The sequence below is a fragment of the Cyanobium sp. BA5m-10 genome (assembly GCF_024346255.1).
Classification (GTDB): domain Bacteria; phylum Cyanobacteriota; class Cyanobacteriia; order PCC-6307; family Cyanobiaceae; genus Cyanobium_A; species Cyanobium_A usitatum.
The window spans coordinates 56,416-77,925 of record NZ_JAGQCP010000008.1 but is presented as its reverse complement, the minus strand read 5'-3'; the positions used below and the strand labels follow the sequence as shown (position 1 = coordinate 77,925).

20 protein-coding genes are annotated in these 21,510 nt (G+C 56.0%); 10 read left to right on the top strand and 10 right to left on the bottom strand.

Going from position 1 to position 21,510, the window contains the following annotated elements; translation table 11 throughout:
• Positions 1-137 precede the first annotated feature (137 nt).
• Positions 138-290, bottom strand: coding sequence for a hypothetical protein (locus tag KBY85_RS05310; protein ID WP_254960482.1), 153 nt, complete (start codon positions 288-290; stop codon positions 138-140).
• A 391-nt stretch (positions 291-681) separates the two neighbouring features.
• On the opposite strand from KBY85_RS05310, the gene KBY85_RS05305 reads away from it, so the two are divergent.
• The 6 genes from KBY85_RS05305 (at position 682) to KBY85_RS05280 (ending at position 7,619) form a co-directional block, all read left to right on the top strand.
• On the top strand, positions 682-3,105 hold the full coding sequence (locus KBY85_RS05305) for a DUF3854 domain-containing protein (RefSeq protein ID WP_254960481.1): 2,424 nt from the start codon (positions 682-684) through the stop codon (positions 3,103-3,105).
• Positions 3,102-3,596: a hypothetical protein gene (locus KBY85_RS05300; protein ID WP_254960480.1), complete on the top strand. Its 495-nt coding sequence runs from the start codon at positions 3,102-3,104 to the stop codon at positions 3,594-3,596. The genes KBY85_RS05305 and KBY85_RS05300 overlap by 4 nt, the downstream gene beginning before the upstream one ends.
• A 235-nt stretch (positions 3,597-3,831) precedes the next feature.
• A complete protein-coding gene (locus KBY85_RS05295) occupies positions 3,832-4,449 on the top strand; it encodes a GIY-YIG nuclease family protein (protein WP_254960479.1) in 618 nt (205 codons plus the stop codon).
• Complete coding sequence (locus tag KBY85_RS05290; protein WP_254960478.1) at positions 4,446-5,291, top strand: J domain-containing protein; 846 nt, start codon at positions 4,446-4,448, stop codon at positions 5,289-5,291. The genes KBY85_RS05295 and KBY85_RS05290 overlap by 4 nt, the downstream gene beginning before the upstream one ends.
• A gap of 145 nt (positions 5,292-5,436) precedes the next feature.
• A complete protein-coding gene (locus KBY85_RS05285) occupies positions 5,437-6,051 on the top strand; it encodes a hypothetical protein (RefSeq protein WP_254960477.1) in 615 nt (204 codons plus the stop codon).
• On the top strand, positions 6,048-7,619 hold the full coding sequence (locus KBY85_RS05280; protein ID WP_254960476.1) for an ATP-binding protein: 1,572 nt from the start codon (positions 6,048-6,050) through the stop codon (positions 7,617-7,619). The genes KBY85_RS05285 and KBY85_RS05280 overlap by 4 nt, the downstream gene beginning before the upstream one ends.
• Positions 7,620-7,653: 34 nt before the next feature.
• Here the strand turns inward: KBY85_RS05280 and KBY85_RS05275 are convergent, their stop codons facing one another.
• Positions 7,654-7,884, bottom strand: coding sequence for a hypothetical protein (locus KBY85_RS05275; protein WP_254960475.1), 231 nt, complete (start codon positions 7,882-7,884; stop codon positions 7,654-7,656).
• Between the two features lie 1,794 nt (positions 7,885-9,678).
• Here KBY85_RS05275 and KBY85_RS05265 point away from each other — a divergent pair.
• Complete coding sequence (locus tag KBY85_RS05265; RefSeq protein WP_254960473.1) at positions 9,679-10,404, top strand: GIY-YIG nuclease family protein; 726 nt, start codon at positions 9,679-9,681, stop codon at positions 10,402-10,404.
• A gap of 296 nt (positions 10,405-10,700) precedes the next feature.
• Here the strand turns inward: KBY85_RS05265 and KBY85_RS05260 are convergent, their stop codons facing one another.
• The gene (locus tag KBY85_RS05260; protein ID WP_254960472.1) at positions 10,701-11,036 is read right to left on the bottom strand and encodes a hypothetical protein; all 336 of its coding nucleotides are present in this window, start codon (positions 11,034-11,036) and stop codon (positions 10,701-10,703) included.
• Positions 11,037-11,370: 334 nt separating this feature from the next.
• Between KBY85_RS05260 and KBY85_RS05255 the strand changes: the two genes are divergently transcribed.
• Positions 11,371-11,931, top strand: a complete 561-nt coding sequence (locus KBY85_RS05255) for a hypothetical protein (protein ID WP_254960471.1) — start codon at positions 11,371-11,373, stop codon at positions 11,929-11,931.
• Positions 11,932-12,036: 105 nt separating this feature from the next.
• Positions 12,037-12,339 carry a hypothetical protein gene (locus tag KBY85_RS05250; RefSeq protein ID WP_254960470.1) on the top strand — a complete coding sequence of 101 codons (303 nt, stop codon included), beginning with the start codon at positions 12,037-12,039 and terminating at the stop codon, positions 12,337-12,339.
• 924 nt (positions 12,340-13,263) lie between these two features.
• On the opposite strand, the gene KBY85_RS05245 is transcribed toward KBY85_RS05250, so the two are convergent.
• Complete coding sequence (locus KBY85_RS05245) at positions 13,264-14,163, bottom strand: hypothetical protein (protein ID WP_254960469.1); 900 nt, start codon at positions 14,161-14,163, stop codon at positions 13,264-13,266.
• Between the two features lie 570 nt (positions 14,164-14,733).
• Here KBY85_RS05245 and KBY85_RS05240 point away from each other — a divergent pair.
• Positions 14,734-15,354, top strand: coding sequence for a recombinase family protein (locus KBY85_RS05240; RefSeq protein WP_254960468.1), 621 nt, complete (start codon positions 14,734-14,736; stop codon positions 15,352-15,354).
• A gap of 32 nt (positions 15,355-15,386) precedes the next feature.
• On the opposite strand, the gene KBY85_RS05235 is transcribed toward KBY85_RS05240, so the two are convergent.
• The 6 genes from KBY85_RS05235 to KBY85_RS05210 form a co-directional block, all read right to left on the bottom strand.
• Positions 15,387-17,228 (bottom strand): recombinase family protein, encoded by a 1,842-nt coding sequence (locus tag KBY85_RS05235; RefSeq protein ID WP_254960467.1) that lies wholly within the window; start codon positions 17,226-17,228, stop codon positions 15,387-15,389.
• Positions 17,229-17,268: 40 nt separating this feature from the next.
• Positions 17,269-18,480: a phospholipase D-like domain-containing protein gene (locus KBY85_RS05230; protein ID WP_254960466.1), complete on the bottom strand. Its 1,212-nt coding sequence runs from the start codon at positions 18,478-18,480 to the stop codon at positions 17,269-17,271.
• A gap of 57 nt (positions 18,481-18,537) precedes the next feature.
• Positions 18,538-18,720, bottom strand: a complete 183-nt coding sequence (locus tag KBY85_RS05225) for a hypothetical protein (protein ID WP_254942744.1) — start codon at positions 18,718-18,720, stop codon at positions 18,538-18,540.
• An 8-nt stretch (positions 18,721-18,728) separates the two neighbouring features.
• The gene (locus KBY85_RS05220; RefSeq protein ID WP_254960465.1) at positions 18,729-19,772 is read right to left on the bottom strand and encodes a DUF4912 domain-containing protein; all 1,044 of its coding nucleotides are present in this window, start codon (positions 19,770-19,772) and stop codon (positions 18,729-18,731) included.
• Between the two features lie 185 nt (positions 19,773-19,957).
• On the bottom strand, positions 19,958-20,719 hold the full coding sequence (locus KBY85_RS05215; protein WP_254960464.1) for a phycobilisome rod-core linker polypeptide: 762 nt from the start codon (positions 20,717-20,719) through the stop codon (positions 19,958-19,960).
• A 91-nt stretch (positions 20,720-20,810) separates the two neighbouring features.
• Complete coding sequence (locus KBY85_RS05210) at positions 20,811-21,419, bottom strand: phycobiliprotein lyase (protein WP_254960486.1); 609 nt, start codon at positions 21,417-21,419, stop codon at positions 20,811-20,813.
• Positions 21,420-21,510 lie beyond the last annotated feature (91 nt).

Below are 21,510 nucleotides of genomic sequence, written 5' to 3'. Positions count from 1 at the left end.
GTTGCTGGCGTCAACCGGAAGTGGTCTGGATCAATCCACCACCCCCGGAAATCGAACATCAACCAGCTACATTTGCCATGGCTGCCTGATCAGCAGCAGAGACGTCATCTTTCCTGGCAGTCACCGCTTTTTCCCGCTTATCCCCTTTGCACCCCGCTGCCGCAGCTCACCTGCTGTCGCGCCTGCTTGCGTTGCAGCCGCTCGGTGATGCCGAGCTCAGCGCCTTTCCAGAGCCGATTGATTTCAGAGGTGAAGTGCTCGGCTAGCAGGTGGGACTCAAACACCAGCATGGTTTCGTCGTTCTGGTGGGCGGCTGAAACGGTTTAACTACATGTCACATACAAGCAAGGCGGCCGGCCGGCAAGTCATTTCGACTCAGTTAGCCCTGTCAGCAGACGACCACGACCGGCTCCTTTTGTTAGCCGCCAGTCACGAGAGAAGCGCCGCAGCCGAAGTTCGCTGGGCTGTCCGCAAGTGGCTCGACGAGCACGTGCCAGCGATAGCCGTTGCAGGACAAATCTGATGGCTGCTTCCTGCAATGTCTGCCAACTGCAAAGCAATGCTGCGGGTCATTGATTGGGCCTGAACCCCAACCACAAACGCACACCACCGATCCAACGAAGAACACGTATTCCCTTTCCCCGGTTCAGGGCCGGACCTCGCATCCAAGAGACAGGCTTCATGTCCCTCTCAACCTTCCCCTCCCAAGAGCTGATCGCCTCAGGACTGCCGCCGGAAATTCACTACCGCCTTCTCTACCGCGTCGTCACCGCTGAGGAAAGCCAAGAGCTAACGGGCTACCCCTTAAGCGGCTGGGTTGTCCCGATGAACGACCCCGAAGGCGAACCCTTCATCCATGACGGCAAACCCTTCTTTCGCCTTAAACCCGACCCCGATCAGCTCAAAGGCGAAAAGCCCCCAAAGTATCTCTCGCCAAAGGGAGGTGGCTGCCGCCCCTACTTCTCCCCGCTGATGCCCAAGGGTGCTCTTGGCAAGGGCAAACTCCTCCGCATCACAGAAGGCGAGAAAAAAGCCGACTGCCTAAATCACCATGGCTTCGCCACCATCGGCCTGTCGGGCGTTGATGCCTGGACGGATAAGCGTGTTGGGCACCAAGAGCTGATCCCTGAACTCGCCGACATCGACTGGTCTGGGCGCCAGGTGCTTTTGGTTTTTGACAGCGATGTCACCGTCAAAGACACCGTCCGCGAAGCTCTCCACCGCTTGGTCAGGCGCCTATCCGACAAGGGCGCGTCCGTCTCGGTTGTGCTTTTGCCATGCGAGCTGAACGGAGACAAGAACGGCGCCGATGACTTCATCTGCCGCCACGGTGCTGACGCCTATCGCGCAATAGAGGACATAGCTCGCCCTGCCATCACCTGGAAGAACAAAAATACTCCCGTCATGTGGTCGCCAGAGCCGACCGAGTCTCACTACAAAGCACTGACCGCCTGGACCATCTTTGATGGCACCTACGCCATTCGGCCCAACCACGGTCTCTATCGCTTCGACGACTCCCACTGGACAGCTGTACCGGGTAAAGATCGAGATGCCGTCAGGCGCCCCATCCACCTGTGGATGGATCACATGGGCTGGCGTCACCGCGGTAATTCAGTTATCGACTCGATCGTCTCTGAAGTCCTAGCCCGCCTGGAAGTCGATCAATGGGACGTCGCAGGGCTGATGGCCTTCGCTAATGGGACCGTTCGCAATGGGGCATTTACCGCTGGCCATAACCGCAACGACCACCTGACCTTCTGCTTCCCTTTCGCTTACGACGCTGGGGCGAAGTGCAAGGTCTGGAAAGAATTCATCCAACAGACCCTGGGAGCTGATGACCTCATCCGCTTACTGCGTGCTGCAATCCGCTGGTCGCTTGTTCCCAAGCCCACCGATGAACCGTTCAGACACGAACTGGTGTTCGATGTTCACGGGCCAAAGAGGGCCGGCAAGGGAACACTCTCCGAAGTGCTTCATGCCATCTGTGGTGGTAGCGCTGGTGTTGGCCTCATTCGCTCCCATTCCTTCGGCAACGCCAACGCCCTGCATGGCCTGATCGGTAAGCGAATCGCGCTTGATCCTGACGCCTCAGGTCGCATCTCTGATCCGGGTGTCTTCAACAGCATCAGCAGCAACGAGAAGGTCGAAGTCAGGAAGCTCTACAAGGACATTGGCGACGCGCGCCTTGGAGTTGTCATCTGGCGATTCTTCAACGACACCCCTGGCGCTTCTGGTGGGGGCATCGAAGGCATGGGTCGTCGGATCGTCACCTTCCGCTTTGAGAAGACGGTCGCCAACCCAGACGAAGAACTCAAGCGCAAGCTCATCAATGAAGCCGCTGGGATTTTCTGGTGGGCTTGGTCAATGCCTGAAGACGAGATGAACGATGCCCTGCGCAACCGCGGGCAAGTCGCCGCTATTCGCGAAGCATCCATCGAGGGGACCCTGGAGCGTGACCATGTCATCCGCTTCTCCACCATCGTCACACCAAACACTCACCGAGCTGCTGACCTGTACAAGCTCTACAGCGAGTGGATGAAAGGCGAAGGCCAACACCCCGTTTCTACGACCAAGTTTGGGCGGGAACTGAAGAAGCTCCCCTGGGTCAAACCCACCAAAAATCAGCACGGAACTCACTACCAAACCCACCATCCAACCCACCAGAAACTCGCCACTCATATCGGCATAGCCCTTGATGTGCCCGGGGTTGGTGAGTTCAACTCACCACCAGACCAAACCCACCAGCAAAACCCACCACAGCCAAATGCACTGCTAGAGCAGGGATCTCAAGAGTCTATGGTGAGTGTGGTGGGTTGTTCTTTAAAAAAGAGAGAGAGAGAAGAGGAAGAAGAAAAAAGCATAAAAATGCCTATGGGGAGTGAGGTTGGTCACAAACCCACCACACCCACCAGTGGCGTCCCCGTTTACGTCGATGGCAAGAACGGTTGGACTTCACCCTCAGGGCGCATCGACAAGGGGGAACATCTCCTCCTCGTTGACTGCCATGGCGACTCAAGGCGCATCGAACGCAAGCGCGTTTCGCTGACCCCGATGCCAACACCGAAACCTGAGGAGCAGCCAATCTGGGTCGGCCAAGTGGCATGAACAACTCGCCCGCCGAGAAAGCCAACAGCAGGCCATTTCCACCCCGGCTGCCATTCCCGCCACCTGGAACCAAATGGCCCAGCGGCTGGATCGCCTTTGCCCGCCAAGAGCTAGAAACCCGCGGACGCCGCTCCGATATCGACGCTGTCCTTGATGTAGTGAAAGCCGAGTGGTGCCTGGGATCAATGGCCGTCAGCGACATTCAGCGCCACCTGCTGGGGCTACCAGCGCCAGGTCGACTCCTTACGCCCAAGAGACCACCAAGACCCCTTAGGGCCGTACGCCGCTCTATGCGCGCCAAGGGGGAACGCCTAACCAAACAACGACGCGGCGCCCTAAGGGTGCTCAGGCGGCTTGCTCCTGGACAAAGACTTACAGCCAAAGGGCTAGAGGAAGCACTCAGAACAGCAGGCGTGAAGACGTCGACCGCTACCGCCTATCGGCTGATGCACTGGCTGAACGAACACCGCGACAGAGGCTACTCGCAATAAGGTGCCTCAGTTGCGAATGATGGGGGTGTATTGAAAGAGGGGAGCTCTTAGGTAGTCGTGGATGAATTAGCGAACGGACGCCGCGCAAACCAAAGCCACAGCCTGCACCAGGCCAAGTGGGGCAAGGAAGGCAATGCCTAAAGAATTCCTGATTACAGGTGATAGCGAAAGTTGAATATCCAAGACTATTGAAAACTGCCCTGGGATAAGCTGAGCACCCTTATATTTCCGGGAAGTGGCCAAGGAGACAGGCATTATTTATTTGATTCGGCATCAGGGCTCAAGTACATACAAAATAGGCATGACCAGCAATTGGGAATCCCGAGCAAGAGCCCTAAGGGTGGGATCGGCGACGCAGCTGGTTAAAACCATCAGCTGCGAAGATTACAAGAAGTGGGAACGCATTCTCCATAAGATCTTCTCGGCAGAGCGATTGCCTGGCAGCGAATACTTCCAACTGGATCCGAATGAAGCCGTTCGAAAGATGGAGTGGGTTAGTTCCAGGGCCAGCAATACCCACGCGATGATTGTTGGCAAATGGAAGACAGGACAGAACGGTCTTTATCGTCGTCGCAAATCCAAAAATGGTAACTGGTACACCGAAAAACCTTCAACGATGAACAAGCAAATGGTTATAGACATGCAGATCAGGATGGCCGAAAATATTTGCAGCAATCCAATTCGATTTGAACAGGAATACGCACCAGAGCGCTTTAGCACAATTTGGGAGTGGAACCCTGTTGGCCTAGCCTGGCTAGCGCTAGGCATAGTGACGATACCCTATGGGATCGGAATATTCATTGCACTAATAAGCCTTGCATACATTAAAAAATCAAAGATTGTCCGTAGATGAGTGATCACTATAGAATTCTAGGAGTTCAAAGGAATGCATCTTTTGACGAGATCAAGAGAGCCTATCGTGCCAAAGCAAAGTTGCACCATCCCGACGCAGGCGGTGATGGCATTCAGATTTTAGGAATCAATAATGCATGGGAGGTCTTGGGGAATACTGACAAAAGAAGAGCATATGATCTAACCAGCAATCCTGTTAAAAATACTTATCAAAGCACTAGGGGGCAAGCCGGGAGTGGTTCACGCACTAATCACAAGAGCTCCGAGTGGGCGGATCAGGCGAGGCGAACGAGGCATGACGCAGAGACCCACGCTTATGCAGCAAAGAATGTTGAGAAACAAGTCTTCAAAAAAATCTGCATTTGCGGATGCAATGGATACCCCCTCACGCATCTCTCTGCGTATTCAATTAATTACGAGCTCTATGTCTCATGCCCCGCAAGAAAACTAAGAAAAAAGATTGGCTTTTATTACGATAGGGACGGCAATCTAATCTCCTGGGACGCCGCTAAAACTAGAAGATGGCAGGCTAGACAACAGTCCAAGGGTGAGTCGCCACAAATTAAAAAAGGCCGTGAGCAAGCAAAGAGAAAGAAGGAAAAAGAACTTAAAGAGCAGCAAAGAGCGAGGGAAGAGCAAGGCCGAGTAGAAAATAGAATGCCACCAATTAATCCATCGGAAGCAAGACGAAGGGGCCTGAACTATTATGCAGGTAGTGCCTGCAAGTACGGGCATGCATCCCTCCGAGATCTTAAGGGAAACTGTCTAAAATGTAGAGAGCTTGAGAAAATGAAACGACAGTCTGAAAAACGATCTAGCCAAGCCACAAGTGGCAAAACCTGAGTGTAATCAAAAATGTACTGATTCCCAGAAGGACCTGTCTATGCCGGCCTGAGGGATCACAATGACCTCAAAATACGAATTCAAGGTGCCCGATAACACCCTTACCCCTAACTGCCTCCACAGGATTGGAGGAGCCCAGATCTTCATGAGCCCCACTTGGACCCCTGACCAGAAGGGGGTCAAGGTCCAGATCGTGGATGTCTTTGCCCTTGAGCTCGCCACGGGTTACAGCAAAGACCCAGAAGGCAGGCTCCTGCTGAGTTCTGAGCCCTCAGTGAGTAGTGGCAGAACCTGGTCATTAGCGAAGGCTTGCCAACTCGTACGCAACGACAGAAGGCCCGAGCGCTGGGTTGTGCTCCACCGCCATAAGAAGGCTTGGGGTCTGTTCTGGGTTGGTGGTGGCTTGGATCAATCCCGAGCTGCCCTAACCGCAGCCATGGGTATTGAGCAAACAGGTGGAGCCCTCGTACCTGCAACCCCAGAAGCCTTGCTGCGATTGATCTTGACCCTGGAGGAACCTGAGGTTGAGCCTGTCCTGATCACCAAGATCAAAAAAGAGAAGAAAACCTCAGATGACGAGGAACAATCCAGCCTTGATCAGGGCTTCCCCTGGAAGGCCGTAGCTATCACCTCGGCTGTATGGCTAGCTGCCTTGGGCGTTCTTGGGGCATCGCTGACAAGCCAGCTCCAACAGCAAGATCTACGCCTCCAGCAACTGATTGAGCGGCTTGATGCTCGCCCGGTCAGCGAGAAGCCATGACCACCGACACCCAAGGCTGGCTCTCGATCAGCACGGAAGGCTTTGCGTCGATGAACGCAGCGCGTCCCCCGGAACACCTCATCAAGGAGCTGGTCCAAAACTCGCTGGATTCCTTTGCCGATGAGCAGTCAGGCCGAATCCGCCTCAGCTACTTCTTTGCGCACGGCAAGGTTGAGGTCGTTTGTGAGGACAACGGCTCTGGTATCGACAACCTTGGGGACCTACGGGTCGTTTACCTGACCAACAAAACCGATAGCCATCTCAAGCGGGGCCGTTTTGGGCGGGGTTTCAAGGAAGCTCTCTGCATTGCCGATCAGGCCTGTGTGGTCAGCGGATCCCAGAGGCTGGAGTTCTTGCAAGAGAACGGCGAACGGGTGTGCAGGCAAAGCAGGCGGCTTCTGCCCTTTGGTGGAACCAAAGTCAAAATGTCGATGCCTTGGGCCGCTGAGGTCTGCGACCAGCTCGACGACTACTTCAAGAGGTTTCTTGTCCCCTATCGGATCGATCTTGAAGTCAATGGTTCGGTGATCGCCGCAAGACCCATTGCCCACGAGATCACCTCCAGCCTCACCACCGAGATCTACGACACCACAACCCAAAGCTGGAAGAAACCCAACAGGAGGACCACGGTTCAGCTTGTGCACGCCGGGCCTGATGAAACACCAACCATCTATGAAATGGGAATACCAGTAGCTCCAGTTGAGTGGACCATGGGCTTCCACTGCGATGTACAGCAGCGGGTTCCGATGAATCCCAACCGAGATGCTGTCCAGTCTGGCTACCCCCTCAAGCTCCATACCGCTTGCCTACCCACCTTGCTGGATTCAATGCAGCCAGAAACAATCAAAGAGGATTGGGTTGGCACGGCTGGACGCAAATGCGAGGAAGCTGTTCAACGCAAAATCATTGACCAGGCCTTTGGCACCAACATTGCCCGTTCTGTTCCAAAGATGGGTGAACGCCAATTTGATGAGGATGCCCGCGAACTAGGTGTCGTAATCGTGAACACGGCTCAGACCAGTGGCGGCTTCCGAGAAATGTTCAAGGCCTACGTGCCTTCTGCAATGCAAGTGGTTCGCAAGGATGAGCAAGAGAAAACCACTGAAGCCATTGCATCTGGATTCAGTGTCTCAGAGAAGCTTATTACTGGCGATGAACGTTCCAACTGGATCATCCAGAGGGGTGGGCAAAAGCACGTGGAGACTTGCTTGTCGTTTGCTGTCTGGTTTTGTCAGCAATTGGTCTATTCTTGTCCCACGCCACAAGCTCGTGTTACTGGCAGGGTTGCTCTGAGTAGTGGATCTTCAACCAAATTCTCAGCCCACTGGAATATCGACAACGTACTAACATTAGCCCTAGAAGAACAGGCCTTCTGGCTTGAACCTTTGGGTTCGGAATCTCTTGCAATCCTGATTCATGAAGCGGCGCACGCCATGAACATGCACCATGGGTACGACTTCAGAAAGGAAGTAGAGAGGTTGGCAGGCGTGGCAGCAAGCTTGATGCTCAAGGAGAGTGCAAAAATTAAGGCACTTTTCCCAGGGCTCAAGCGCACAACTTATCAATAATCACAAGATCCTGAATGCCAGGATTCAATAAGGTCTAAAACGAGTAGCGCAAGCGCCTGATTTCCATCTCAATCACATGAACCTTTTTCTTGCTGTCAATGAATGATTGGATCAGCACGCTTGGTGCCGAGCTTTGTGGATTGTATGAATCGATTTGCTCTTCCAGCGACCCTTGGGCATACATAGCGCTTACAAGCTCTTCCTCAAGGTCTTCAATTTTTTGGTAATTAAAAAAGGGACGGCCCTTTTCGAGAGTTGCTTTCATTGGTTGCTGAGTACGAGGGAGTGGACTGAATCCCCACATCTTACTCCTTTGAGATCAGGAAATCCGAATCTCGGATATAGAGTTGGCCCCGTTATGCCTGTCACAAGCCTCTTATTATGAGCATTTGGCCTTGATCGGCCCATCTTCATAAACATTAGGAGTTCAACAAAATCGCTCTGTTCGCCTAGCCCATACCCATGCGCTTCACCGATCACTAAGGGCAATATTTTTTACGACTCTTGGGTTCTAACAAAGTATTCGACCAAGCCTCGGGATTCGCTTTCTTCAAAGGCAGATCAGCCTGATTTGGATCTAAATAGCTACGGACTGAGCGTTTAATCATAAACCCAGTGGAGCAGTTATATGCATACTGCTCTAGCTGGTATAGCGTATGCTCTTGGGTTGAGACCCTCCATAGCTTCCAAGCTATATGTCGGATACTTGGATTTCCGTCTGCTGAAAGCGAAACAGATTGAAATTGCCAATCACGCTGCAAGCAGGACTCTATTTCTTGGAATTCGGGCTGAGGATTTGGATCAAATTTGCAATCCGTAAATGAATGGATTGGAGGCAAGGGTGGAGATAGAGACTGCGCAAATGAAGTGCTAATAGTGGAGAGATTTAAAACAGCTGATATCGAAGCAAGTCTCCTTGTCCATAATCCGCTGGCCATAAAAGATTTTTGTTTCAACGGAAAGGACGAGCTTCGAGCCACCCTGATCTGGTGCATTTCATTGACCTCGTGATGCCAGTTCTCTTTGCTCTGCTTGAGCACCAGAAGCCCGGCGCAACCTCCCCGTTGCTTAAGCTCTGCTTAGGGATATAAAGAATGCCCGGGGCAATTCTCGTGAATTTTGGAACTTCATGAAGCCAAGCCCCTCCGCCGCGATGGCAAGGTTGGATCACAAAGAATGACTTGGGACCAAGAATATTTGACTCTGTAATGTACTCACAGTCTGATGGGATAGACTGGATATATTTTTCTGGATTACTGGTTTTAGCAAAGAATCCCAACCCTTGAGAGGATCCTGGGTTGGACAAGGTGACCAGCGAAAGGCATGGAATTGCGACAGCGAGTCCAAGGGCTGAGCAAAAGCTATGTCTATTCAAGTCAGATCGTCCTCGGGCATTGCGATTGTAATTGGGCTGCAGGGTAAAGCTGGCTTAGTGTTTTGCTGAAGAGAAGCCAACGCTTCTCAGCCTCAGGCCACTTCAGGTAGCCAGCCAACCGCAACCTCCCGCCTAGGCACCCAACGAGAACACCTCCGGGTCAGGTGCTCGCCCTGGGGAATGAGTCCCTGGTGAATGGGGCAGGTCAGGAGGGTTACGCAGTGTCTGCCCACCTCATAGCGAAAGTGCTGGCAAGTCAGGCAGACCCTTGAGGAGCGGGCGGGTTTCAGGACATCGATATCCAGGTAGTCCCACTCCTCGGCGGAAACGGAGTCAGCAGCAGGCATCGGACACAATTAAGTACACCAGTACTATTCGCATCCACGCAAGAGGTCAAGGCAGGTCAAAGATCGCCAAGTCCGTCTCTGCATAGTGAGCCACCTCCACCAGTTGATCAAAGACCGCGCGGACCCTTGGGGCGTCCTCTGGGCAATGCGAGCCATGAAGCGCCAGAACCGTGACGGCAGTGGTCAGCTGCTCCAGGGTCAGCAGGGCATCCCTTTGGAGTTCCTGGGGGATGGCAGCAGTGGTGAGTGAAGACATGAAGTGTCGTGCGACTGCTAATAGGATTCCCACACGCTCTAGGGCAGCAGCTCCTATCTCTAACTAGCAAGTTGATCCTGGATGACCATTGCAGCGGCCGGTCAAGTAGGGACCATCTATCTGATCAAGGACAACCTCCTTGGCGGGTACAAGATCGGCATCACCCAGAACTGGCAACGGCGTTCAAGGGAATTGGAAATTGGTAGCAAGACCACCCAGGTCATGACTGCCACCGTCAGGGGCCCTCAACAGCTGGAGACCCGTCTCCACCGCATGTTCAAGGCAGTACGCCTGCCGCAGACCGAATACTTCGCATTGCGCCCAGAACAGGTGGAGCATGTGCAGCAGGTCATTCAGTCAGAAGCAGCCAAGCTCACCATCAGCAAAGAAGACAGAGAAGAGAGGGCCAGGCTTCAGGCCAAGGCCATTAGGGAGGCAAACCTCAACCAAGCTGCTCATTACCGCTCCCTGGGGATAAAGCCTGCCAAGGTTCAGACCGAGGCAGAGCAGCGGGCGGGACGGCGTCGGCAAAGGCGGAAGCCCTACCGGGATGCAGTCGAGACATTGCGAGCAAATCCCCTCAGCTGCCTGCGCTGGTTGTTGCTGCTACTTCCTTTTGCGGGCCCACCTTCAGCAATAGCCGCCGTAATGCTCTCTTTCCCCTACTGCGCATTCAGCGGCAACAAGGAAGCCTGCAGCAACCAAGCCGGTGGGGTTTCATTTCTCGTCGGCCCAGTAATGATCGCCTTGGCTGAGGAGAAGAGGCGCCGCAATGAAGCCAGGAAGCGCCTTGGCATCTCTCAATGAAAGCCTTGATTCGCTCACTAAAACGGCTGGTGCGATGGTTGTGGAACCCGAGGCATGAGCGTTACAGCAGGCTGCGCAGATTAATCATCAGCCGACGGGCCAATTGGCGGCAGCACGAGCTGCGGATGCGGAAGTGGGCCAAGGACCATCCTGATGAATTTCAATAAGAACTCCATCGACTCCCTCAGGCCGTATGACAACAGAATTCACCAACTCTTTATATCCTTAAAAGGAAGAGCGCCGGCAGAGTTTAAACCACCATTTTGCAGTGTATATGGCTGGTTACATGTATTTCTTCAGCCAGCCTCAAATTTAATCGCAGGGCAATCCTTGTCGTAATAAGACTTGGCGGTTACTTCCCCAAGCCTAAGTACATAACCACTAGAACAAGACCAATCCTTGCCGCCAAGAAGTGGATCATGGCCAACGAAGAAGCCAACATCGCAAATAACATCACGGCAGGTACTCCCTCCCAGGTAAGCCATACCATCAGGACATTTATTACTTTCAGGCAAAGATGCACCTTCCTGCACAATGACACGAGATGGCTGACCAAGATCTCCTGTCATCGCCTTGACACAACCCACATAGTCTTTGGCAACAACGCAGCGCTTATGGATATCCGGTGCCACCTCTGCCCAGGCCGAGCACCTCAAAGAGATGACAAGCAGCCAACCAAAGGGTAAAAACAAAATTGATCTTGACATATGCATTTTAACAGGCAAAGGAGAAGCAGAATCTAATGGTTAGGAACATAGGAGGAGTTCGCAGAAGCACGGCATCGAAGGCAATAATTGCAACAGGACGACAAATATAGGAATACTAGGTCACCCAAAATGTGCCGCACAATGCATCACTTGAACTAGTAGTGACGCCTCGGCGCAGCCCCCTGACGACTGATACAATTTAAACAAGCGAGACCATTTGTCCTTCCATAGAGCTAGTCGTTTAACTCTCAATTATTCAATGTGGTCAAAGATTGGCGATTGGGAAATTATCCAATTCATCGACTATGAAGATGAGGAATGGAGCTACGAACACATATATCAACACGCAGATGGTCGCGAGGCCGTTGTAGGACCAGGTGGGTACTGCAGTGATCCTGATCTCAGTTGGCTGCTGCATCGGCATGAGAGAAAGAAAAAGCAAATGGCCCGGATCAAGATCGCGACCTCAATTTGCCTGAATGCAGCCTGGTTGCCTATTGGGATCCAATGCCTACAGCAATGCCTAGCTACTGGCTGGATTGCTCTGGTCTCAGTACTTGGCTACGCGATCTGCTGCCTCGGTGCCTACGGAAGCTGGCACGCCCTGATCCCCCCTGACTACAAAAAAAGTTGGAAGGGGAGGGCCAAAATACTCTTGATCTGCGGGTCAATGTTCGCAGCAGGATCAGGACTGATTACTGTTGGAAGCTTTACAGCTATCACCCTCGGCTGGATTCGGATTCCCCTGGTACTGACCAGTGCTGTCCTGGGCCTAGCGGGGAGCCTGGCTTATCGGTGGCGCGAAAATGAAATCAATTAAATTGTAAATCTATGCAAGAGGAAGCTAAAAAGTCAGACCAATAGTCCTGCTACAAAGCCAACGCCTATTTCCATCCGATATAGTTGGAGCGCAGTTGGCTGTGCCATGTGTCTCTCCCCTGAAAGTTACGGAAACTTTCTAGACCACCTTCGTGGACTTGAGGACGAAAAGCTCAGCGCTTTAGCCAAAGAGTACCGAGATGAAGCTGGCATCATTTACAACACTGTCGACGACGAGCTCCGACATATGGTGATGCATGAATATGAGCGACTACGCCAGAGAAAAATTCAAGGACTCAATCGAGCAATGTGGCTATCAAGTCGAAGAGGGCGGCTGATAGAAAAAGTCAAAAAGATCGCACTGATGCTGGCAGGTCATCTGCAAATAGAAAAACCAACAAGGGCTTAGGAGAATAGCAATGCCACAAAATAGGCGCCTAATTATTAACAACACGTTGCCAAAGATGAAGCGACAACCATCCGCGTACCGTCAACTTGTTGGATTCTTAATATTGTCCTCTCCGCTATCAGGATTTGGACCAGCGTATTCGTCAGAGCTTCACCCTATCGCCGACACCTCCACAACAAGCCAAGATCCAAAGCAGCAACTACTTGACCAGATGCAGGATTATCGAAACCGGGAAGCAGCAAGGGCAATAGAGCTTCAGAAAGCAAAGGAAGCAGCAGCCAAAAGAGCAGCTGATTCTCGGGCATGGCAGCTAGACAGAGAACTAAAGATGTGGCCCCAATATGGATCCATCCGTGTTTATTGGCCTGGTTGGAACTATGACAACAAAACCAGGAGCTGGCTCACTTTGACAAGGCCTGCAGAAAAACCTGAGATGCCAGAAAGCAGTTCATCAAATTTTCAACCCGCACCTATTAGGTCAGGCCCACCCGAACCATTGCGGCCAGATCCATCCCAGTTGTCGACCAAGCCCCCGGTCCGCTTTGATGCCACCCTTGAATCTTTGGTGAGAGAGGGGGTCGTCAAACCCGCAGAAGCTGCCCGCATACGAAGTGGCGGCCCTAATTCTCCATTTGCTGTGCCGGCTCACCAGCAGGCCTGCCGCAGCGGTGCCCTCTCAGAGGAGGAATGCCGGACTGGCCTGGTTGTGCGCTGGGGAACAAGAAGCAACGGGTCTAGTCCCAAGAGTACGTACAAGTTCACACCTCCTACCCCTTCTGGCGTTGCCGTTGACTGCACTGCTCTCATGCTTAATCTCAAGCCATACAACAGTCCCTATAGCGGTTGGCTTAGGCCCATCAAATACAGCGCCGAAGAAAGACTTGTCGTTGACTTCTGCGCAAGTCAAATTTCAAAGACCAGGACCTAGCGCCTTGACTCACTCAAGTAACCGGTGTCAATCAAAAAGGCCCTAAGTGCCTGAGGGTATGAATCGTAGACAAGTTCCTTGGCTTTACAACTACCGTTGTCGTCATACCCGGCAGCACATACGGTCAATCCCCATTTTTCATTTGGGTCGTAGCGCAAAAGCATCCGATCCCACCCATCAAATAGTTCCCCCACAAGTGACTTATTTGCTACGTAAGCCGCCAAGAAACCATTGGGTTCATCTTGATTTCGCCGAGAAAACCAACTTGACATGTAGCCAAGAGATCTTCGATGAATTGGGCGGTACTCTGGAAGATGAGAAACATCTACAAACTTTGAGCCATTGAGTTGCCAAATGCGCGCAGGAGCCCAGCTATTGGCGTAAGAACCAAATCTGTAAAGAAATCGATCGTCTCTGCCAACAATCACATTCCTCCCAAGGTTCAAAGGATCGCTAGCAAAGTCAGTTCCACCGTCTGAAAGACCAAGCCTCACCTCGCTCCAATACTTCCCACTGGCGTCTGATGTCAAGATGCGAGTATCATTGCAGCAATGAGCGCCGCCAGTAAAAGTCGATAGCAATACTTCTGGATAGGGATTCGATGGATCGAGCTCGACGATCTGCAAGATTGAATTCGGCGAGCCCACCTCTTCAGTTGATATAGAGCCTACTGGCAAGTCACCTACTAAAACGTTGACTACAGGCTGAACAATGTTGCTACCATCACTATTGATTCGCCGCTGATGCTCAATGCTGGCTGTGACTTGACCATTCTTGATCTGGCCACTGGTTTTCTTGCTGTCATAGTCAACCCGAAAGATCTGGGCATAGCCAGAAGTTGGGGCCGCGACACATAAGAAGATAAAGGAAAAAGCTAAAAACCATAGTCGGGCCATAGGCGAAGAGGCTCCCTTTATCAAGTTGGAGGCATCAAGCCCAATCGCTTCAGTATACCCCTGGGGAAGCCGCAAATTCTAGGCATAGCTGCCGGTAACTCATGTCCAGAGTCCGAGTAGTTTCGGATCTGGCTATGCAGATCTCTTGCCATTGATTTATGTCGCTAAGAATTTTAGTCGAAAAATTTGTGTCGTTTACGCATATAGCGCCAAGAGGCGACACCCCCCTTGCCCCCTAGCCATTCTTTTACCCTTGGTATCGGGGCCTAGTGCCTATGAGCACGACCAGCACTCGTTTATTGGACTGCGCCATGTCGATGCGGCCCCAAGCCCCCAGGCGTTGAGTTAGGTGGAGTGACCTCTCCCTTCAAGTTGAGGCTCAGTAATTCACCCCAACCGAAACCGTCCGGCTGTGGCCATGCACACAACCCCGTTCCACAACCGCCTAATGCTGTCCCATAACCCTGTCCGCTTCCTGTCGTTCCGACACAGGGGTTGTTGTGGTCCAAGTGGGTTGAGCTCAGAGGTTGGCGATGCCGGACTCGTGACCGATCAACCGGAGATTGACCGATGACAAAGATTCTGGAGCCGTTGATCGCTGCACCTGCTGGCCGCCGGTGGGGCTATGGCAGGGTCAGCACCGAGCAGCAGACCGAAGCCCAGCAACGGGCCCAGTTAGAGGCTGCTGGCTGCGACGAAGTGATCACCGAGCAAATCAGCTCCGGCAAAGCAGATCGACCCGGCCTGGTCCAGGTCCTTGGAGCCCTGCAGCGTGGTGATCAGCTAGTGGTTGCCAAGCTCGACCGGTTGGCCAGGTCGCTGGTTGAGCTGCTCTCCATCGCGTCCGATCTGGAGGCCCGTGGCATAGATCTGGTGGTACTCGACCAGGCGATCGACACCAGCACACCAGCCGGTCGATTGATGTTCCAGGTGCTCGGTGCCGTCAGCCAGTTCGAGCGAGAGCTGGCGATCGAGCGGACCAGGGCCAGCGTTGCCCACCGACGGGCCACAGGGGGCGATCTGGGAGGCCGCCGGAAGTCCTACAGCGAGCAGCAATTGGCACTGGGCCACCGCCTACGAGGCGAGGGGCTGTCGATCAGCCAGATCGCTTTGGCCCTGGGACTGAGCCGGGGCACCGCTCACCGCCTGCTGCAGGAACCAATCCCTGCTCTGTTCGGCGGTGGTGGCTGATCGGTAGGTGACCAGTTGATGTTGTCTGCCGTTCACAGTGCCTGGCCGCTTGTGCTGTTTGGCCAGGCGGCGAGTTCATCTGGGGCCAGCGGCTCTTGCCAAGCGATCACGCCGCTGTCGCCCTGGCTGGTGGCGAAGTCCTTGGCATAGGGCTCGACGACGCCGGCTGTCCTGGCCATTCGACGTGCCACTGGTGCCAGGGGTTCGGTGCCTGCCGAGACTCCGCCAACAACCAGCTCGACTCCTCGGCCATTGGTACCTGGTTGAGCTGGGTGCACGAGGAACTGAATGCTCGGCTGGTGGCAGCGCAGCCAGCGGTTGAAAGCCCGCCGTTCAGCCGGGGATGCCAGCCCTGCATCCAGCTGCCGCCATAGGGTGAAGACATTGGCCTTCAGCTCGGCCGCGGCCTCCTCCCCAGTGGGCTTGGCCCGCTCCAGCTGCAGCTCCCCGGCCAACCGGTAGTGCTCTGCACGCTTGGCTGCAATGTCATCACGTAGTGAAGCCACCGCGTCCTCAGATGCTTCCATGAGCAGGTCGCTGGCGCCATCCACGAAAAGCTGCCCTAGCCGTCTCTTGGCGTCTGCATGGCTTGTCTCCAGGGGGCGGAGTGCATGTTCCAGCTCATCGACCAGCGCCTGTAGTTCGGTGATCCTGGCGTCGCCGTCTGAATTGCCCAGCAGCTCAGCCCAGATAGGGGCGGCCAGCCTTGTCAGGCAGTGGTCCTCGACCGCCTGGTAGCTGATGTACCCGGAGTTGCTGCAACCGGGGCTATTGCGCCTGTTGGCGGGGCGACACGCCATGTATCCGGGGTGGCCGATCCGTGCCCGCTCGCTGCTGTCGTGGAAGGAGAAGGGGCCACTGCAGACAGCGCAGCGGGTGATCCCCATAAAGAGGTTTCTGACCTTCTGCCCTCCGCCCCTGAGGCCGCCTTTGAGTTTGTCGCGGTTGGCCATGGCGGCCCTGAGCTGCCCCCAGCGCTCAACACTTAGGACAGGCGGATAGAAGCCAGCAATCGTGCGACCGTCTCGGCGGACAAGGTCGCCCAGCAAGGCCGGATGCCGCAGCAGGTAGCTCACCCGGCTGTGATCCCACCACGGAAGAGGGGCGTCCCGGTACTGGTTGCGACGACCAGCGGTAGGGGGGAGGGGGCGCTCTTCCTCATTGAGCACTTGGGCGATGAGCGTCGTGCCCATCCCGTTGATCGCGAGCTCGACTGCCCTCCAGATGGTCGCCTTGGAGAGAGGGTCGATTTTGAAGTTGCCATTGGCATCACGCACGAGGTGGCGGCTATTTGGGTCGCGCTGAACCCACCAAGGGCTGGCCGCGGCCACCTTCTCCCCTTCCTCCTGCAAACGCTCGCGGCGGCGGGCACCACCTTTGGATCTGCGGCTGCGCTCGTCAGCCTCCTGCCTGGCCTGGGACAAGGAACCCCAGAGCATGTGCATTCGATGGGGCTCAGCCAGAATCAACTCCTCGCTGTAGGTGCAGCCGTGGGAGCAGACCGCAAGGCCCAGCCCCCTGCTCCAGAACTCGCTCATCAAGGTTCTGACCACACTTAGCTCCTCCTCACGGCTGAAGCGGGTAAAGCTCTCGACCACCAACACGCTGTCGGGCGGCACCTGGCCGGCCTGAGCGGCGGCGATGAAACGACCCAGGGCACCGCGCTTGCGGTTGGCACCAGTGCTGGCTGAGAGGCCCGGATCAACCAGCGCCTCCTGCAACTGGAACTCGGTGTGATCTGCCAACCAGGCGGCCAACGCCTGCTGCTGACGCTCCATGCCGCTCCGATCCTCCCGTGCCTGCCGGGTGGTCGAGGTGCGGGCATAGGACCAGCACAGACGCTTTGGCTGGACTGGGTTCCCGCTGTCGGCCATGGCCATGCGAGTTGACTGTTGCTTTGGAACTGTATCTGTTTTATGTTTGAACCGTCGAGGGGCTCCAGTTGAAGGAGCCTGTGATTACGGTGCGGTTGTCGATGACAGCCAGCTTGTGGTGCAGTTTGTCGCCGCTGGCCAGGCGTGGTGTGCCGACACTCTCCAGGGGGCGCTGCCAGGGGCGGTTCGCCGCCTCCACGCCGCAGCGGTGATCGGGCAGTTGGGTGCCGAGTAGATCGAGCACTTCGCTGAACGCGCGGTTCGCAAAGCCGGGATCGGCCAGTAGCCGGATGGCCACCCCCTGCCCCTGCAGGCGGGCCATGACATCGGCCAGCCGTTGTTCAGAGAGTACGAATAGGGCGAGATCCAGCTGCTTGCGGCTGCCGGAGAGCAACTTCTCCAACACCAGCAGACCCTGGTGGGGATCGCTGCGACGATGGGGGGCGAACAGGACCGTCACCGGCGTTGCCCCCACCAGCAGCTTTTGGGGAGCTCCGCCGCCCTTGCCCAGCCCAAAGCGGCTGTCGGGCTGGCCGCCGGGGCCGTCGCCCCACATCCGCTCAAACTCGGCCACAAAGGAGTTGGCCAGTTCACGGCTGCGCAGACGCAGCAGGTGATTCACGTTGCCGCGGCTGCGGTCTGCCCCCGGATCTCCGTGGATGCAGGAGGGGGTGAAATTGGCTGAGCCGGTCACCACCACCGCCCTGTCCACCACCATGAATTTGTGATGCATGAGGCCACTGCCAGCGCTGCCATCGGCGGTGTCATCGATCAGGGGCACGCCGGCCCGCTGCAGGATTGCCACAGCGTCCCCCCAACCGAGGGCCTTGAGCTGTTCATGGCGGGTGCGTTGGTGTGGGGCCAGATCGGCCGGATGTTCTTCGCTCCAGGGGCTGCTGTAGGTGTTTTCCAGCACCACCTTCACCGTCAGCCCCTCGCGGTGCTTAGCCGCCAGCGCTTCGGCCAGCTTCGGCAGCGACAGCTCCTGAACCGCTACCAGGATTTCCTGCCGCGCCGACTGAATACTTGCCAGCACGAAAGCCTCGAGATCGTCGCCCTGACGCCATTGACCGTTGATAGGGCTGCGGTAGCGGCTGGTTTCGGCGTGGTTGAAGGCCAGCTCGATCCCCTTGGGCAGGGGCTTGGGCCGGGCTGACTGGCCCAGTAGCTGGGCGTCAGCGCTGCAACCAGCTAAAGCCAAGGCCATAAGGCTTGCCCAGGCAAAGGGTTGGCGCGGCGAAAGGTTGGCCATGGATTCCCTGGGCGGTTGAATCCAGGGTTCCCACATCGGATCAAGCTGAGGCTTTACCTAGTGGTGGCCGGGCATCTCGGCGGTGCGCAGCATCACCACAAACCAAGCAGTACCAATCAATACGGCGCTTAGCATGGCGGCTGGTAAGCCGAAGCGCATCAACACAACCGGCACAATCAGCGGAAATGCCAAGGCTCCTGCCATCGGCGTGAGGGCGACGGCTGAGCGCTTCAGTGCCAAGGCTCGATTTAGAACCATTCGCTTACGGCCTTTTCGGCTGGGTTGCTGTTGTCCTCAGGGGTAGAGCGGCTGAATTCCAGGGTGATGTTGCGCTTCTGCTCGCCATCGGCGGCGACCGCCTCGATCGGATAAAGCTGCTGACCATCGCGGAATGGCACTTGCACTCGGAAGGTGCCATCGGTGGAAAGGGGCACCTCCTCACCGCCAATGGTGAGGCGGGCAGCGGGATCGGTGGCCCCATAGACAATCAGCTCAGCATCAGCCACAAGCCAAAACGAGCGTTGACGGGAGGCGACCCCGCCGATGCCGGAGGCGTTGCGGCCACTGGCCCAGATGCCGGCACCAGAGGTGTTGAGTTCACTGGTGTCTAGGCCGGCTGCCTCTAGCTCATGGAAAGCCTCAGAACCCCTGCCAAGACTGCGCCAGCGGGCTGTAGCTGTTTGATATAGGCGTTCGTGCAGTCCTGAATCGGCTGGCTCCACCGGCATCGGCAGGATGGCTGGAGCCGTGTCCAGCGAAAAGGGCACGAACTGATCGAGTATTTGCTCGCTGGGGTGCTGGGCCGGTACCCGTGCCACTGAAGAGAAGGCCAGGGATATCCAGCCGCCGCCGCCTTTGCGGTAGCCGAGTTCCACCCGGTAATCCCGATCGCACAGGGGCACTGGCAAATACCACTCGGTGGCATGGCTGTCGACCACCACTTCCTGCAGGGTGTGGGGGTGGGCTGAGCCGCCGGGCAGGCCAGTTACGTCGGCGACGCGCAGACAAAGCTGGGAGGCACCAGTTGCCAGGGCTGAGGCCCGATCGCTTTGGGAGATATCCCAGAACACATAGGCCCACTGGGGATCGCGGGGCAGAAATACGACGCTGGTATTTGCTGAGCTGGGGCGGGGAGCTGGGGGTAGCTTTGCTTCGATTGCCTTGAGACTGATAGGCGTGTCCTCCTCATCCTGGCGATCATTGATGGCTGCTAGGAGTTCATCCTTGGACTTACGGCTGTACAAGCCCACCCCAAGGTCGCTAGCGACCTGGCGAAGCTGACGCAGGGTCATGCGTGCCAATGCGGTGAATGCTTGAGTCACAGCAACAGATTTCTTTTGGGATCAGTGTGGACGAGTTTCTCCTGACTCGGGTAGCCCGATCTAGAGCCGTCAGTAGATGCTGACGGCCTGGGTGCTGATGGCCCATAAAAAAGGGCGGCCTTTTGACCGCCCGGGGATTTAGTTGGAGACTGGCTTCAGCGGCCGATGCTGCGGTAAGGAACCTTGGACATATAGTCCATGCTGACGCTGCCGGATGCAGCGCCTTGGCTGCGCATTGCAGGCAGATTGCGCACCCAGGGGAGGTAGTCCTCGGGGAAGCCGCCACGGCGCTGACCGGAGCGAGCGGGGATCGTTTTGGCGGTGCCGGTGTACACAAGTTGGGGGAAGCCCAAGATGCCGCGGTAATAGGCCTCGTATCGCGGAGTGGTGATGTTGAAGGGGGTTTCGCCCAGATCGCGGGAGCCCACCACGCGGTTGCGGTGGAAGGGAACGGTGTCGTAACCGAAGGCGTCCAGGTATTCCTGGCCGTTGAGGATGTCGTCAACCATGCCCTTGACCCCGCGGGTCATCAGTACGGCCGCCCAGGCGATCTCCTCAGACCTGCCGTGGGTGGGTCGACCCAGCAGCTTTTCCACCAAGTGGCGCACCACTCGGTAGTTGCTGTTCAGGTTGTAGAAGCTGCGGGTGAAGGTGTCTGAGAGACACAGGGAGCGAATGAAATCCCGCACACTCATTTGGCCGTTGCGCAGCTGGCTCTCCAATGTCGAGTTGCGGTCGACCTTGAAGGCATAAAAGAAAATCTGTCGATAACACGACTCAATGACCAGATTTAGGTCTTTGGGATCCATTGCCCTGTCCATGGACATGGGTTTGGGGTCCTCATCCGAACCCACCCGAAGCGGGGCAACCCGCGAGTTTTGGGTAGTGGGCGCGTATTTCAGGAGGGGCAGGGCCACACAACTTCATCATCCGTCGTTGCTGATCGTAGAAGTGCAGCCGCGGCCGGGTTCGGCTGGCCGAGACAGGGCTCACAGTCCGTAACGTTCGTCACCATCCCAGGGGAGACAGGGGCTGCTCGGAAACGGGCTCTTGGGCTGGGGTTTTGGCCCCAGGCTCCGGGCCGTCTAGCAGCCGTGTCTCGACGCAGAAGGACGCCGTATTGGAGAGGCCCTCCACCGTGCTGGTGCGCAGACGCACATTGGGGCCGGCAAAGCTGAATCGCTCCAGGCTGGCCATGGTTTCGTAGCCGGTGGTGAGAAGTAGACCGTCGCGCTCGTCCATGGCGAAATGACCTGCCACGGGGGCGGTTTCGGCGTAGCCACGGTCGCGCAAAAGCAGGCCGGACCGGCCGAGCTCATCGGTGGGAATCAAGCCGAAAACACTTTCCCCCTCGTGGGCTTCTCCGGCCTTGTCCCACGCCATTGAGGCGTTCCAGGTCACCCGGCAGCCTCCAACGAGGCCGGCGGGATCTTCGCCGTGGAGCTCGGCGATGGCGATCAGGCGGGGGTCGGATGCGGCGATCTCCACCACCTCAATGAAGGAGCCTCCCGCCTCAGCTCGCCGGTGCAGCAGGTGATGGCTGCTGCGCTGGGAGCGCCAGCGACCGCAGCTAAGGCGGAAAAAGCTGAGGGCGTCGGCGATCGACTCGGAATGGATTTCGCTCACTGGCGTGCCGGGGCTGTGGCTGTGGCGATGATCGCAAGCCGCGGCGATTAGGTCGCCCAGCTCTAGGGTCAATGGCGCCCGG

Coding starts and splice junctions, on each gene's coding strand:
- KBY85_RS05275 (WP_254960475.1), bottom strand. CDS start 7,884: ATGAAAGCAACTCTCGAAAAGGGCCGTCCCTTTTTTAATTACCAAAAA.
- KBY85_RS05265 (WP_254960473.1), top strand. CDS start 9,679: ATGACCATTGCAGCGGCCGGTCAAGTAGGGACCATCTATCTGATCAAG.
- KBY85_RS05255 (WP_254960471.1), top strand. CDS start 11,371: ATGTGGTCAAAGATTGGCGATTGGGAAATTATCCAATTCATCGACTAT.
- KBY85_RS05245 (WP_254960469.1), bottom strand. CDS start 14,163: ATGGCCCGACTATGGTTTTTAGCTTTTTCCTTTATCTTCTTATGTGTC.
- KBY85_RS05235 (WP_254960467.1), bottom strand. CDS start 17,228: ATGGCCGACAGCGGGAACCCAGTCCAGCCAAAGCGTCTGTGCTGGTCC.
- KBY85_RS05285 (WP_254960477.1), top strand. CDS start 5,437: ATGAGCCCCACTTGGACCCCTGACCAGAAGGGGGTCAAGGTCCAGATC.
- KBY85_RS05240 (WP_254960468.1), top strand. CDS start 14,734: ATGACAAAGATTCTGGAGCCGTTGATCGCTGCACCTGCTGGCCGCCGG.
- KBY85_RS05290 (WP_254960478.1), top strand. CDS start 4,446: ATGAGTGATCACTATAGAATTCTAGGAGTTCAAAGGAATGCATCTTTT.
- KBY85_RS05280 (WP_254960476.1), top strand. CDS start 6,048: ATGACCACCGACACCCAAGGCTGGCTCTCGATCAGCACGGAAGGCTTT.
- KBY85_RS05305 (WP_254960481.1), top strand. CDS start 682: ATGTCCCTCTCAACCTTCCCCTCCCAAGAGCTGATCGCCTCAGGACTG.
- KBY85_RS05300 (WP_254960480.1), top strand. CDS start 3,102: ATGAACAACTCGCCCGCCGAGAAAGCCAACAGCAGGCCATTTCCACCC.
- KBY85_RS05230 (WP_254960466.1), bottom strand. CDS start 18,480: ATGGCCAACCTTTCGCCGCGCCAACCCTTTGCCTGGGCAAGCCTTATG.
- KBY85_RS05220 (WP_254960465.1), bottom strand. CDS start 19,772: ATGACCCTGCGTCAGCTTCGCCAGGTCGCTAGCGACCTTGGGGTGGGC.
- KBY85_RS05250 (WP_254960470.1), top strand. CDS start 12,037: ATGTGTCTCTCCCCTGAAAGTTACGGAAACTTTCTAGACCACCTTCGT.
- KBY85_RS05310 (WP_254960482.1), bottom strand. CDS start 290: ATGCTGGTGTTTGAGTCCCACCTGCTAGCCGAGCACTTCACCTCTGAA.